Origin of the sequence: Actinomadura sp. NPDC048032 (genome assembly GCF_040653175.1) — a bacterium.
GTDB classification, from domain to species: domain Bacteria; phylum Actinomycetota; class Actinomycetes; order Streptosporangiales; family Streptosporangiaceae; genus Spirillospora; species Spirillospora verrucosospora.
Genome location: NZ_JBEZJP010000194.1, coordinates 1 through 13,812, shown reverse-complemented (window position 1 = coordinate 13,812; position 13,812 = coordinate 1). Strand labels below are relative to the sequence as shown.

Sequence of the window (13,812 nt, the reverse complement as noted above, 5' to 3'; positions counted from 1 at the left end):
GGCGCCGCCCCCGGAGAAGTCGCCGCCTCCCTGGCCGCCGCGGCGCTGCCCGCCGCGCTGGTTCCGGCCGCGCTGGTCCTGCCCCCGCTGCTCCTGACCGCGCTGGTCCTGACCGCGCTGCCCCGGGCCCCGCTGACCCTGGCCGCGCCGGTCCTGACCGCCGCGTCCCGGACGCGCGCCGCCCTCGCGCTGCTCGCGCTGCTCGCCGCGCCGACCGCCGCCGCCCTGCTGGTCGCGGCCCGGCTCGTCGTCCAGGCGCAGCGTGAGCGAGATGCGCTTGCGCTGCAGGTCGACGTCGAGGACCTTCACCCGGACGATGTCGCCGGGCTTGACGACCTCGCGGGGGTCGGAGACGAACTTGTCCGACATCGCGGAGATGTGCACGAGCCCGTCCTGGTGGACGCCGACGTCCACGAACGCGCCGAACGCGGCGACGTTGGTGACGACGCCCTCCAGGAGCATGCCGGGTTCGAGGTCGGCGAGCTTGTCGACGCCCTCCTTGAACGTGGCGGTCCGGAACGCCGGGCGCGGGTCGCGGCCGGGCTTCTCCAGCTCGGCGAGGATGTCGGTGACGGTCGGCAGCCCGAAGGTGTCGTCGACGAACTCCGCCGGCCTGAGCGAGCGCAGGACGGCGGTGTTGCCGACGAGGGACTTGATGTCCGTGCCCGCGGAGTCCAGGATCCGGCGGACGACCGGATAGGACTCGGGGTGCACGCTGGAGGCGTCGAGCGGGTCGTCCCCGCCGGGGATGCGCAGGAAGCCCGCGCACTGCTCGAACGCCTTCGGGCCGAGCCGCGGGACGCCCTTCAGCCCGGCGCGGCTGCGGAAGGGGCCGTTGGCGTCGCGGTGCGCGACGATGTTGTCGGCGAGGCCCTCGCCGATGCCCGACACGCGGGTGAGCAGCGGCGCGGACGCGGTGTTGACGTCGACGCCGACGGCGTTCACGCAGTCCTCGACGACGGCGTCGAGGGAGCGCGACAGCTTCACCTCGGACACGTCGTGCTGGTACTGGCCGACGCCGATCGACTTGGGGTCGATCTTGACCAGCTCGGCGAGCGGGTCCTGCAGGCGGCGGGCGATGGACACCGCGCCGCGCAGCGAGACGTCCATGCCGGGCAGCTCGCGGCCCGCGTACTCCGACGCCGAGTACACCGACGCGCCCGCCTCCGACACCATGACCTTGGTCAGCTCGAGGTCGGGGTGCCGGGCGATCAGGTCGGCGGCGAGCTTGTCGGTCTCGCGGGAGGCGGTGCCGTTGCCGATCGAGACCAGGTCGACCCGGTGCTCGCGGGCCAGCCGGGCGAGCGTCTCGATCGACTCGTCCCACCTGCGGCGCGGCTCGTGCGGGAAGATCGTGTCGGTCGCGACGACCTTGCCGGTCGCGTCCACGACGGCGACCTTGACGCCGGTGCGCAGGCCCGGGTCGAGGCCCATGGTCGTGCGGGTGCCGGCGGGCGCGGCGAGCAGGAGGTCGCGCAGGTTGGCGGCGAACACGCGGACCGCCTCGTCCTCGGCCTCCTGCCGCAGCCGGGTGCGCAGGTCGATGCCGAGGTGGACGAGGATCCGGGTGCGCCAGGCCCACCGGACCGCGTCCGACAGCCACTTGTCGGCGGGACGCCCCTGGTCGGCGATCGCGAACCGGCGGGCGATCTCCACCTCGTAGGAGCTGCGCGCGGCCGGGTCCTCCCCCGCCTCCTCGGGTTCCAGGTCGAGGTCGAGGACCTCCTCCTTCTCCCCCCGGAACAGCGCGAGGACGCGGTGCGAGGGCAGCTTCGCGAACGGCTCGGCGAAGTCGAAGTAGTCGGAGAACTTGGCGCCCGACTCCTGCTTGCCGTCCCGCACGCGCGAGACCATGCGCCCCCGGTTCCACATCCGCTCGCGCAGGGCGCCGATGAGGTCGGCGTCCTCGGCGAAGCGCTCGACCAGGATGGCGCGGGCGCCCTCCAGCGCGGCGGCCGCGTCGGCGACGCCCTTCTCTTCGTCCACGAACGCCGCGGCCTCGGCCTGCGGGTCGCGGGACGGGTCGCCGAGCAGCATCTCGGCGAGCGGTTCGAGCCCGGCCTCGCGGGCGATCTGGGCCTTCGTCCGCCGCTTCGGCTTGTACGGGAGGTAGATGTCCTCCAGCCGCGCCTTGGAGTCGGCCGTGATGATCTGCGCTCGCAGCTCGTCGGTGAGCTTGCCCTGCGACTCGACCGATTCCAGGATCGCGGCGCGGCGCTCGTCCAGCTCGCGCAGGTAGCGCAGCCGCTCCTCCAGCGCGCGGAGCTGGGCGTCGTCGAGCGCGCCGGTCGCCTCCTTGCGGTAGCGGGCGATGAACGGGACGGTCGCCCCGCCGTCGAGCAGGTCCACCGCGACCCGCACCTGCCCCTCGCGGACGCCGATCTCCTCGGCGATGCGCTCGGTGATGGGCCGCAGGGCGGGCCCGGGGCCCTGGCCGTCGGACGTCTGGCTGATGGTCGCTGTCACAGCTTGAATTCGCTTTCTCCCCTGAGTGTCGCCTGTGCATTGTCCAGGGAACGGGGCCGGTTGTCTTGTCACGCTCGAATGACGGTAGGCCTAACCCCACCGCATCCGTCACGAAGAGGGGGTCTAGCACCACCGAGCCGCGAGGGGCGAACGATGACAATGGTGGAGGTCCCACGGCGAACCCTTGGAGGAACGGTGAGTGAGCTACTGCGCGGGTACGGGCGGCGCGCCCTCGCCTGTTTCGGGCGGGCGGTCGTCCAGATCGTGCTGGCGTACGCGGTGAACCTGCCCTTGTTCATCGTGACCGTGCTGTCGATCGCGTTCATCCCGCTGGGGTTCGGGGTCGTCCTGGCTCCGGTGATGTTCCAGGCGATCCGGACGGTCGCCAACCAGCAGCGCGCGTGGGCGGCCGGGTGGTCGGGGGTGCGGATCCCCGTCCCGTACCGGGCGGAGCCGGCCGGGGCGGGCGTGTTCGGCCGGCTGAAGTGGGTCCTCGCCGATCCGGCCTCGTGGCGCGACCTGCTGTGGACGCTCCTGAACGTGCCGGTCGCGCTCGTCCTCGGCGTCCTCGCGGGCGGCCTGACGCTCTACGGGCTGGAGGGCGTGTTCGTGGCGCCGTGGGTGTCGCTGCTCACCGACTACGGCTGGGGTCCCTTCTGGCCGCTGAGCGACTGGGGCGTCATCGGCTTCGTCGGCACCATCGTGCTGGGCGCGGCGCTGACGGCGGTGTCCGTCCCGCTGGGGCCGCTGTTCCTGAAGGCGCACGCCAGGTTCTGCCAGTCCCTGCTCGCGCCGACGCGGGACGCGCTGGCCGAGCGCGTCGAGCGGCTCACCGAGACGCGTTCGGAGGCGGTGGACGCCTCGGCGGCCGAGCTGCGCCGCATCGAGCGCGACCTGCACGACGGCGCGCAGGCCCGGCTGGTCGCGCTGAGCATGAACATCGGCCTCGCCGAGGAGATGATGAAGCACGACCCCGAGACGGCGCAGAAGCTCCTGGCCGAGGCCCGCGAGGCGAGCGGGACGGCGCTGACGGAGCTGCGCGACCTGGTCCGGGGCATCCATCCGCCGGTCCTGGCCGAGCGGGGCCTCGACGGCGCGGTGCGCGCCCTCGCCCTCACCCTGCCGCTGCCCGTCGACGTCCGGATCGACCTGCCGGGGCGCGGCGACGCCCCGGTGGAGTCGGCGGCGTACTTCGCGGTCGCGGAGATGCTCGCCAACGTGGTCAAGCACTCGGCCGCGCGGCGCGCCTGGGTGCAGATCGAGCACCCCGGGGACCGGCTGATCATGATCATCGGTGACGACGGGACCGGCGGCGCCGACCCGGGGGCCGGGAGCGGAATGCGCGGTATCGAGCGCAGGCTGGCGGCGTTCGATGGGACGATGGCGGTGACGAGCCCGGTCGGCGGGCCGACCATCGTGACCATGGAGCTGCCGTGCGCGTTGTCATCGCCGAGGACCTCGCCCTCCTCCGGGACGGGCTGATCCGCCTGCTGGAGGCGTTCGGGTTCGAGGTCGTCGAGGCGGTCGACAACGGGCCGTCCCTGCTGAGGGCGCTGACCACGCACCGCCCGGACGTGGCGGTCGTGGACGTCCGGCTCCCGCCGACGTTCACCGACGAGGGGCTCAGGGCCGCGCTGGACGCCCGCAAGGAGATCCCGGGCCTGCCGGTCCTCGTGCTGTCGCAGCATGTGGAGCAGCTGTACGCGCGGGAGCTGCTGTCCGACAGCACGGGCGGCATCGGCTACCTGCTGAAGGACCGCGTGTCGGACGTCAAGGTCTTCGTGGAGGCGGTGCGCCGGGTCGCGGGCGGCGGCACCGCGCTCGACCCCGACGTGGTGGCCCAGCTGCTCACCCGGCACGCCCGCGAGGAGCCGCTGCAGCAGCTCACTCCCCGCGAGCGCGAGGTGCTCGGGCTGATGGCGGAGGGCCGCTCGAACGCCGCGATCGCCGCGAAGCTGTTCGTGACCGAGAAGGCGATCAGCAAGCACACCAACAGCATCTTCGGCAAGCTCGGGCTGCCGCAGTCCGAGGACGACAACCGCCGCGTCCTCGCCGTCCTGGCCTACCTGGGCGCCTGATCCCCGCCGCCTCCGGTCACGCGGCCCAGGGCGGGACGATCCGCTCGTCCCCCTGGGGCGCGATGGCGCACCGGGTCTCGTCCACCAGGGCTTCGGGGTCGTAGGCGAGGCAGCCCGCGTGGGCGGCGACGACGGCGGTGAAGCCGGCGTCCCCGGCCGTGATCTGGCGGGGCGCGTCGGCGGGCAGGACGACGGTGTCGCCGGCGCCCGCCTCCAGCTTGCGGCCGTCCAGGTCGACGGTGGCGTCGCCGTCGAGGAACGTCCACACCTGCTCGGTGTCGAACGCGTGCAGCGGACCGGTCTTGCCCGGCGTCCCCTTCACGCGCCAGACCGCGATCCCCTCGGTGCCGCCCTGGGTCGGCGTGGCGGCCGTGGTCATCACGCCGTTCGGCGTCTCGGTCCGGCGGCTCTCGGCGTTGCGGATGAGCGTCATGGTTCCCCGTCCCCTAAGTTAGACAATGTGGTTGTCCATATAGTCAACGAGGTTGTCTTTCATGTCAAGTGACGGCGGGCCGCGGGACGCGCCCGGGTTCGAGCTGCCGCTGCGGCTCTTCCTGGCGTTCCGCGTGATCATCGACGAGCTGCACGCCGAGCTGGCCCGGCAGGGGCATCCAGACCTGCGCCCGATGCACGGCTTCGTCTTCCAGGCCATCGGACCGGACGGCACGACGGCGGTCGAGCTCGGCCGCCGGCTCGGGGTGTCCAAGCAGGCCGCGGGCAAGATGGTGGAGTCACTGGAGCGGGCGGGCTACCTGGAGCGCGGCGCCGACCCCCGGGACGCGCGCCGCAAGATCGTCCGGCTGACCGCGCGGGGGGCCGACTCCCTCGTCCGGTCCGAGCGGATCTTCGAGCGGATCCGGGGCGACTGGGTCCGGACGCTGGGCGCCGACCGCATGCGGGCCCTGGAGGACGATCTCCGCCGGATGACGCCCGCGGACCTGTGGCGGCTCGACATGCCGGGGTGGTTCGGCGCGTCCTGATTTTTCTGCGCGCCCGGTGACCGTATGAGTCCAGGCAGTCGCTTAGACCACTCGTTCCGGCGTCCACGGGTCTCCCGCGAGCCCTTGTCGGCGCCGTTCGGCGCGGTTACGATCGGCCCAATTCTTAGGAAACTTTCCTAAGAGTTGGCGGGGATTCCTGTTTGCTTCGGGGGCCGAACCGAACGGAGAACCATGTCACGACCGGGCGGACGGCGGGCCATCGCGCTCGCCGGCGCAGCGACACTCGCGGCGGCCGCGGCCCTGCTCACGGCGCCCCCGGCGTCGTCGGCGCAGGCGGTCACCGCCACCTGCAAGAAGACCTCCGACTGGGGCACCGGCTTCGACGGCAACTGCACCATCACCAACGGCACCGGCTCGGCGATCAGCAGCTGGAAGCTGGAGGCGGACCTGCCGTCCGGGACGTCCGTCGGCAACGTCTGGAACGCGACCAAGACCGTCTCCGGGAACCACTACACGTTCGCCAACACCGGCTGGAACGGCACGATCGCCGCGGGCGCGAGCACCAGCTTCGGGTTCGGCGGCACCGGTTCCGGCTGGTTCACCGGCTGCACGATCAACGGCGCGACCTGCGACGGCTCCACGCCCCCCGAGAAGGACACCGAGGCCCCCTCGGCCCCGTCCGGCCTCCGCTCCACCGGCAAGACCGCCACCAGCGTGTCGCTGGCGTGGACCGCGTCGACCGACAACGTCGGCGTCACCGGCTACGACGTCTACAACGGCTCCGCCAAGGCGGCGTCGGTGACCGGCACCGGCACGACCGTCGGCGGGCTCTCGGCCAAGACCGCCTACACCTTCACCGTCAAGGCCAAGGACGCCGCCGGGAACACCTCCCCCGCGTCGGCGCCGGTGTCGGTCACCACCGACGAGGGCGGCGGCGGCAACCCCGGAGGCGGCGGGAACAAGGTCGTCGGCTACTTCACCGACTGGGGCGTCTACCAGCGCAACTACCACGTCAAGAACGTCGAGACGAGCGGCTCGGCCGCCAAGCTGACGCACATCAACTACGCGTTCGGCAACGTGACGGGCGGCCGGTGCGCGATCGGCGACTCCTATGCCGACTACGACAAGGCCTACACCGCCGACCAGAGCGTCGACGGCGTCGCCGACAACTGGGACCAGCCGCTGCGCGGCAACTTCAACCAGCTGCGCAAGCTGAAGAAGCTGCACCCGGACCTGAAGGTGCTGTGGTCGTTCGGCGGCTGGACCTGGTCCGGCGGCTTCGGCCAGGCCGCCCAGAACCCCGCCGCGTTCGCCGAGTCCTGCTACAACCTGGTCGAGGACCCGCGCTGGGCCGACGTGTTCGACGGCATCGACATCGACTGGGAGTACCCGAACGCCTGCGGGCTGACCTGCGACACCAGCGGGCCGGACGCGTTCAGGAAGCTGATGGCCGCGGTCCGCGCCAAGTTCGGGTCCGGCAACCTCGTGACCGCCGCGATCACCGCGGACGCGAGCGCCGGCGGCAAGATGGACGTCACCGACTACGGAGGCGCCGCCCAGTACGTCGACTGGTACAACCCCATGACCTACGACTACTTCGGCGCCTGGGACGCCAAGGGGCCGACGGCGCCGCACTCGCCGCTCACGTCCTACCCGGGCATCCCGCACGAGGGCTTCAACAGCACCGACACGATCTCCAAGCTCCGGGCCAAGGGCGTGCCGGCGAGCAAGCTGCTGCTCGGCATCGGCTTCTACGGCCGCGGCTGGACGGGCGTCACCCAGTCCGAGCCGGGCGGCGCCGCGACCGGCGCCGCGCCCGGCACCTACGAGGCCGGCATCGAGGACTACAAGGTCCTGAAGGGCAAGTGCCCCGCGACGAGCACGGTCGCCGGAACCGCGTACGGCAAGTGCGGCAGCGAGTGGTGGAGCTACGACACCCCGTCGACCATCCGCGGGAAGATGGGCTTCGCCGGCGACCAGGGTCTCGGCGGCGCCTTCTTCTGGGAACTCAGCGGCGACACGACGGGCGGTGAGCTGATCACCGCGATCAAGAGCGGTCTCGGCTGAGCTGTTCGCAGAAGGGGTACTCCCAGCCCCCTCAGACAGCCGAGACTTCGGGCCCCTGACCAACCGGACGCCGGTCAGGGGCCCGCCCCTTGCTCAGAGCAGGGACTGGCCTCCGTCCACCGTGAGGATCTCGCCGTTCATGTAGGTGTTGGCCATGAGGAACAGGGCGGCGGAGGCGGCCTCCTCGGCCGTCCCGAACCGTCCGAGCGGCATGGACCCGCCCGCCTCGGCCATCGCCGCGTCGCCCTCCGCGCCAGAGGCGGCTCCGTAGGCCGTCCGCAGCAGAGGGGTGTCGAAGGCCCCGAACCGGATCGCGTTGACCCGCAGGCGCGCGGGCGCGTACTCGACGGCGAGCGCACGGGTGAGCGTCTCGACGGCGCCGCCCGCCGCGACCGGCGCGGACATCCCCGGACGGGGACGCCTCACGAGGATGCCCGAGGTCAGCGTGATCGACCCGCCCGGGGGCATCCGGCGGGCGGCGGCCCGCGCGACGGCGAGCACCGCCCACGCCGGTCCCTCGACGGCGTCCCGCACGACGTCCCGGGTGAGCCCGGTGAGCGGCCCCATGCCGACGGGGCGCCCGGCCGTCACCAGCACGTGGTCGACGGTGCCGGCGCGCTCGAAGACCTCCTCCACCGCGTTCTCGTCCGTGACGTCGGCGGCCGTTCCCAGCACCTCGGCCGCGGTCCCGGCCGCGGCCACGCGCGCCACAGCGGCGTCCAGCCGGGTCCTGTCGCGGCTCGCGAGCACGATCCGCGCACCGGCCGAGGCGAGCAGCTCCCCCGCGGCCAGGCCGATGCCGGAGCTGCCCCCGAGGATCACCGCCGTGCGACCGGCGAGGCTCGCCGGGAGCGGTGAGCGGACCGGGACGGGTGCTTCGGTCGTGGTCATGCGTCCTCCACAAATAAACCATCTGGTTGTTTTAGAGTGCTCCCCGGACCGGCCGAAGTCAACCGGGTGGTTTAATCCGCGTATGGGCTACGACGCGGAGGCGACCCGCCGGCGGATCTTCCAGGCCGCCACCGCCGAGTTCGCCGCGCGCGGGCTCGCGGGCGCCCGGATCGATCGCATCGCCACCGAGGCACGGGCCAACAAGCAGGCCATCTACCTGTACTTCGGCGGCAAGGAGAAGCTGTTCGGCGCCGTGGTGCGCGCGAAGATGGCGGAGATCGGCAACGCGTCCGACATCGATCCGGACGGCCTGGCGGACTCCGTGGGCCGGCTGTTCGACTGGTACAGGGAGCACCCGGAGCTGGTCAGGCTGCTTCTGTGGGAGGCTCTGGAGACCTCGGGCCAGGTGCAGGGCGAGGCGGAGCGCCGCGAGGAGTTCCGGCGCAAGGCCGCGCGCTTCACGGAGCACGGCGGCGGACCCACGGACCCGGACCGCACGCGGGCCGTCCAGGACCTGATGTTCACCGTGTTCGGCCTCATCGCGTGGAACTTCGCCGTCCCGCAGTTGCGCCGGGTGATCCTGGACGAGGAGGACGACGCCGCCACCTTCGCGCGCCGCCGCGCGTCGGTCATGGAGGCGGCGCGGGTACTCGCCCGATCACACGGGTTCGGCTGAGCAGGTTCGACGACTTTGGGAGCTTCCTTGCAGAACTGGACGCCGCGTCAGGTCCAGGCCGAGCCGACCGCCGCGCTCCTCGGCTTCCTCTCATGATCACGGCGGTGCTGTTCGACCTGGACGGGACGCTCCTCGACCACGAGGACGCCGCGCGCCGGGCCGTCGTCGGGATGTTCCCGGACGAGGACCCGGCGCCCCTCGCCGCGCGCTGGGCGGAGCTCACCGACCAGGCGGTCGACCGGTACCTGGCGGGCGAGCTGAGCTTCGCCGAGCAGCGCCGCCTCCGGATCGTCACCCTCGCCCGGGAGCTCGGCCTCGGCGACTGGGACGACGCCCGCGCCGACGCGTGGCTCACCGGGTACGTGGCCCGCTACCAGGCGGCCTGGCGCCCGTTCCCGGACGCCGGGCCGGCGCTCGACGCCCTGGCGGCGCGCGGCCTGCGGCTCGGGGTGATCACCAACGGGGACGCCGCCCAGCAGCGCCTGAAGGTCGAGCGGATCGGGTTCGCCGCCCGGCTCCCGGTCGTCGTCGCCTCCAGCGAGGCGGGCGCCGCCAAGCCCGCCGCCGGGATCTTCCTGACGGCCTGCGCGGCCCTCGGCGCCGAACCGCACGCGGCCGCCTACGTCGGGGACCGGCTCGTCGTCGACGCGCAGGGCGCCGCCGCCGCGGGCCTCACCGGCGTTTGGCTCGACCGGTCCGGCGGCCCGTCCCCCGGCCCCCTGGACGTCGCGCGCATCACGACGCTGGACGCGCTCCCGTCCCTGCTCCGGGGCTGACGCGGCGTCGCCTCCGCGGCGGCAGCGGGTCAGCCGTCCTGCAGGACCGCCTCGATCTCCAGGACGATCTGGATCTTGTCGCTCAGCGCGAGCCCGCCGCCCGCCAGGGTCGTCGCCTCGCCCACGCCGAACTCCAGACGGCTGAGCTCGCCCGTCGCGGTGAACCCGGAGCGGGCGCCCTTGGACGGGTCGTCCTGCCGGAACGGGTCGGGACCGAAGCCGCCGACCTCCAGCCGGAGCGGGACCTGCCGGGTGACGCCGCGCAGCGACAGCTCGCCGTCCAGCACGAAGTCCTGGCCGTCGCGGCGCACGCCGGTCGAGCGGTAGGTCATGGCGGGGTGCTCGGCGACGTCCAGGAAGTCGGCCGACCTGACGTGCTCGTCGCGCTGCGCGTTGCCGGTGTCGACCGACGCCAGGTCGATCGTCGCGGTCACCGACGAGTCGAGAGGGTCGGCGCCGGTCACGATCGTCCCCTCGAACGTCCCGAAACGGCCGCGGACCCGGCTGACCATCAGGTGCCGGACGGTGAAGCCGACCCCGGAGTGGAGGGGGTCGATGGTCCAGGTCCCGGCGACGTAGCCGGGGATCTCGACAAGCTGGGCCGTCATGGTGTCTCCTACGGTTATGGAAGGTAAGGCAGTTCCTTTCGGGAACCGCTTCCATGGTGCGGACAACCCGATATCCGGCACAAGAAGGCACTTTTTTCTGCCCCGGTCACCTGGAGGGAACCAATGGAGCACACCGCCGTCGGCTGCCGCGCCCGCGAGATCCTCGACCGCATCGGCGACAAGTGGTCGCTGCAGGTCATCGCGGTGCTCGGCGAGCACACCAAGCGGTTCACCGAGCTGCGGCGCGAGATCGACGGCATCAGCCAGCGGATGCTCACCGTCACGCTGCGCGGCCTGGAGCGTGACGGCATCGTCACCCGGACCGTCTACCCCGTGGTCCCGCCCCGCGTGGAGTACTCGCTCACCCCGCTGGGCGCGACGCTGATGGACGCGGCCGGTACCTTCGTCGCCTGGGCCGAGGACCACCTCGGCCAGATCGACGCCGCCCGCGCCGAGTACGACGCCCGCCAAATGGACGTGCAGGCGGAGGACGCCCGGCGGTAAAGTGGACGGCGATGGTCATTCACGAGGTGGGACGGCGAGCTAGCCGCGCCGAGCTGGGGAACGTGCAGACGTGCCCGGCCCGGCTCGGCGGTGTGCGCCGTCATCCCATCGACCTCGTGAGGCCGTCCCATGCGCTCGACTGACATCCGTTCGACCTTCCTGGGCTTCTTCCAGGAGCGCGACCACCGCGTCGTGCCGTCCAGCCCGCTGATCCCGTCCGATCCCACGCTGCTGCTGGCGAACGCGGGCATGAACCAGTTCAAGCCGTACTTCCTGGGCGAGACCACGCCCGAGCACCCGCGCGCCGTGTCCGTGCAGAAGTGCGCGCGCACGTCCGACATCGAGAACGTGGGCCGCACCACGCGGCACGCGACGTTCTTCGAGATGCTCGGCAACTTCTCCTTCGGCGACTACTTCAAGGCGGAGGCGATCGCCTGGGCGTGGGAACTGCTCACCCGCCACTACGACCTCGACCCGCGACGCCTCTGGGTCACCGTCTACCTGGACGACGACGAAGCCGTCCGGCTCTGGCGGCGCGTGGGTGTCCCCTCTGAGCGGATCCAGCGGCTCGGCATGGAGGACAACTACTGGTCGATGGGCATCCCCGGCCCCTGCGGGCCGTCCTCCGAACTGCACTACGACAGGGGGCCGTCCTTCGGCCGCGAAGGCGGACCCGCGGTGGACGGCGAGCGGTACCAGGAGCTCTGGAACCTCGTCTTCATGCAAAACCTCCGTGGCGAGGGCTCCGGCAAAGACGATTACCCGATTCTCGGCGAGCTCCCTGCACGGAACATCGACACGGGGCTCGGTCTCGACCGGCTCGCTGCGGTGCTGCAAGACGTGGACACCGTCAGCGAGACGGATCTGCTTGCGCCGACGTTCCGGCTCGTCCAGGACATGGCGGGCCGCGCCTACCCGGGCCGCGACGGCGAGGACTCCATGTCCTTCCGAGTCGTCGCGGAACACTCCCGCTCGGTCGCGTTCCTCATCGCGGACGGCGTCATGCCCGCCCGCGACGGCCGCGGCTACGTCCTGCGCCGCCTGATGCGCCGCGCGATCCGGCACGCGCGCAGGCTCGGCATCGACGGCCCCACCCTGCCCGCGCTGACCTCCAGCGTCGTCGGCAACCTCGGCGACGCCTGGCCGGAGCTCTCCCGGCGCTCCGACCTCATCGAGCAGGTCGTCCGGGCCGAAGAGGAGGCGTTCGAGCGGACGCTGCGCCAGGGCTCCCAGCTCCTCGACGCGGCGATCGGCCGCGCCACCACCGCCATCTCCGGGCGGACGGCCTTCGAACTGCACGACACCTACGGCTTCCCGATCGACCTCACGGTCGACGCGGCGCGCTCGGCCGGCCTCACGGTCGACGAGGACGCGTTCGCCGAGCTCCTCGACGAGCAGCGCCGCCAGGCGCACCGCGCCGGGCAGGGCCGCAAGGGCGGCGCGGTCGCGCGCCAGGACCTCTACCGCCGCGTCGCCGCGGCGCACGGCCTCACCGACTTCGTCGGCCACACGTCCGAAACAGCGGAAACACAGATCGGCGCCCTCCTCGGCCCGGACGGCGAGGTGCCCACCGCCACCAGGGGCGACGAGCTGGAGGTGATCCTGACCCGCAGCCCGTTCTACGCGGAGTCGGGCGGCCAGGTCGGCGACACGGGCACGATCCGCACGTCCGGCGCGACCCTGGAGGTCGTCGACACCCGCCCGGGACTGGACGGCCTGCACGTCCACACCGTCCGCATCGTGGACGGCGAAATCCGTCCCGGCGACGACGCCGAGGCGATCGTGGACGCGGACCGCCGCGCGGCCACCGCTCGCTCGCACAGCGCGACCCACGTCCTGCACGCGATGCTGCGCCGCACCCTCGGCGACCACGCGGCGCAGCAGGGCTCCCGCGTGGAGCCCGGACGCCTGCGCTTCGACTTCGCGCACTTCTCCCCCGTCGACACGGACCGCGTCCAGACCCTCGTCAACGACTACCTCCTGGACGACCCCGAGGTGCGCGTCTGGGAGGCGACCCGGGCGGAGGCGGAGCGCGCGGGCGCGATCGCCCTGTTCGGCGAGCGGTACGGCGACGACGTCCGCATCGTGGACATCGGGGACGCCTCCCGCGAACTCTGCGGCGGTACCCACGTCGGCCACGGCTCGCAGGCGGGCCCCGTCCACATCGTCGGCGAGTCCTCCATCGGCACCGGCCTGCGCCGCATCGAGGCCCTCACCGGCGCCGACGCCCTTCGCCACCACGACCGCACCGCGCTGCTGCTGAAGGAGCTCGCGGCGCTGCTGAACGTCCGTCCCGACCAGGCCCCGGACCGCCTACGGCAACGCCTGGAAACACTCGCGGAGACCCAGCGCCGCCTGGAGGAGCTGCACCGCGCCGAGCTCGACCGGCACACCGACCGCCTGGCGTCCCTCGCCGAGCCGGTCCCCGGCGGCTGGCTGGTGGCGCACACCGTCCCCGGCCTGACCGGCGCGGACCTGCGCACCATCGCGACCGGCGTCCTCACCCGCCGCGACCAGCGCGGCCTCGTCGTCCTCGGCACCGAGTCGGACGGCAAGGCGGTCCTCGTCGCGGCGGCCGGCGCGTCCACCGGAGTCCAGGCGCGCGACCTGCTGACCGGAGCGGCCCGCGAGGTCGGCGGCGGCGCGGGCGGCAAGGGCCCGCTGGCGAACGCGGGCGGCCGCCGGCCCGAGAACCTCCCCAAGGCGATCACCACCGCGGCAACGGAGGCCCGCACCCTCCTGGCGACCCAGACGTGACCCCCGCCGCGGGGCGGCCGCCCCCCCCGACGGCCCCGGGGGCCGGGG

The 13,812-nt window shown here is 72.7% G+C and carries 12 protein-coding genes; 8 read left to right on the top strand and 4 right to left on the bottom strand.

Features of this window, described 5'->3' with window-relative positions:
* The coding region (locus AB0C69_RS23850) for a Tex family protein (RefSeq protein ID WP_360357036.1) at nucleotides 1-2,466 on the bottom strand (2,466 nt) is incomplete at its 3' end.
* Between the two features lie 195 nt (nucleotides 2,467-2,661).
* Here AB0C69_RS23850 and AB0C69_RS23845 point away from each other — a divergent pair.
* Together AB0C69_RS23845 and AB0C69_RS23840 are read left to right on the top strand one after the other, a co-directional pair.
* Nucleotides 2,662-3,948: a sensor domain-containing protein gene (locus tag AB0C69_RS23845; RefSeq protein WP_345180879.1), complete on the top strand. Its 1,287-nt coding sequence runs from the start codon at nucleotides 2,662-2,664 to the stop codon at nucleotides 3,946-3,948.
* On the top strand, nucleotides 3,900-4,544 hold the full coding sequence (locus AB0C69_RS23840; protein WP_345180881.1) for a response regulator transcription factor: 645 nt from the start codon (nucleotides 3,900-3,902) through the stop codon (nucleotides 4,542-4,544). The genes AB0C69_RS23845 and AB0C69_RS23840 overlap by 49 nt, the downstream gene beginning before the upstream one ends.
* Before the next feature lie 16 nt (nucleotides 4,545-4,560).
* On the opposite strand, the gene AB0C69_RS23835 is transcribed toward AB0C69_RS23840, so the two are convergent.
* Nucleotides 4,561-4,977: a cupin domain-containing protein gene (locus AB0C69_RS23835; RefSeq protein ID WP_360357032.1), complete on the bottom strand. Its 417-nt coding sequence runs from the start codon at nucleotides 4,975-4,977 to the stop codon at nucleotides 4,561-4,563.
* 61 nt (nucleotides 4,978-5,038) lie between these two features.
* On the opposite strand from AB0C69_RS23835, the gene AB0C69_RS23830 reads away from it, so the two are divergent.
* Together AB0C69_RS23830 and AB0C69_RS23825 are read left to right on the top strand one after the other, a co-directional pair.
* Complete coding sequence (locus AB0C69_RS23830; RefSeq protein WP_360357029.1) at nucleotides 5,039-5,524, top strand: MarR family winged helix-turn-helix transcriptional regulator; 486 nt, start codon at nucleotides 5,039-5,041, stop codon at nucleotides 5,522-5,524.
* A gap of 192 nt (nucleotides 5,525-5,716) precedes the next feature.
* Nucleotides 5,717-7,552: a glycosyl hydrolase family 18 protein gene (locus tag AB0C69_RS23825; protein WP_360357027.1), complete on the top strand. Its 1,836-nt coding sequence runs from the start codon at nucleotides 5,717-5,719 to the stop codon at nucleotides 7,550-7,552.
* A 93-nt stretch (nucleotides 7,553-7,645) separates the two neighbouring features.
* Here AB0C69_RS23825 and AB0C69_RS23820 read toward each other — a convergent pair whose 3' ends face one another.
* A complete protein-coding gene (locus AB0C69_RS23820) occupies nucleotides 7,646-8,443 on the bottom strand; it encodes an SDR family oxidoreductase (protein ID WP_360357025.1) in 798 nt (265 codons plus the stop codon).
* 82 nt (nucleotides 8,444-8,525) lie between these two features.
* On the opposite strand from AB0C69_RS23820, the gene AB0C69_RS23815 reads away from it, so the two are divergent.
* Both AB0C69_RS23815 and AB0C69_RS23810 read left to right on the top strand, forming a co-directional pair.
* Nucleotides 8,526-9,119, top strand: coding sequence for a TetR family transcriptional regulator (locus AB0C69_RS23815; protein WP_360357022.1), 594 nt, complete (start codon nucleotides 8,526-8,528; stop codon nucleotides 9,117-9,119).
* Nucleotides 9,120-9,211: 92 nt separating this feature from the next.
* Nucleotides 9,212-9,895 (top strand): HAD-IA family hydrolase, encoded by a 684-nt coding sequence (locus AB0C69_RS23810; protein ID WP_353832492.1) that lies wholly within the window; start codon nucleotides 9,212-9,214, stop codon nucleotides 9,893-9,895.
* A 29-nt stretch (nucleotides 9,896-9,924) separates the two neighbouring features.
* On the opposite strand, the gene AB0C69_RS23805 is transcribed toward AB0C69_RS23810, so the two are convergent.
* On the bottom strand, nucleotides 9,925-10,503 hold the full coding sequence (locus AB0C69_RS23805; protein ID WP_360357020.1) for a YceI family protein: 579 nt from the start codon (nucleotides 10,501-10,503) through the stop codon (nucleotides 9,925-9,927).
* A 123-nt stretch (nucleotides 10,504-10,626) separates the two neighbouring features.
* Here AB0C69_RS23805 and AB0C69_RS23800 point away from each other — a divergent pair, with 123 nt between their 5' ends.
* Both AB0C69_RS23800 and alaS read left to right on the top strand, forming a co-directional pair.
* The gene (locus tag AB0C69_RS23800; RefSeq protein WP_345180896.1) at nucleotides 10,627-11,007 is read left to right on the top strand and encodes a helix-turn-helix domain-containing protein; all 381 of its coding nucleotides are present in this window, start codon (nucleotides 10,627-10,629) and stop codon (nucleotides 11,005-11,007) included.
* A 129-nt stretch (nucleotides 11,008-11,136) separates the two neighbouring features.
* Nucleotides 11,137-13,764 (top strand): alanine--tRNA ligase, encoded by a 2,628-nt coding sequence (alaS, locus tag AB0C69_RS23795; RefSeq protein WP_360357018.1) that lies wholly within the window; start codon nucleotides 11,137-11,139, stop codon nucleotides 13,762-13,764.
* Nucleotides 13,765-13,812 lie beyond the last annotated feature (48 nt).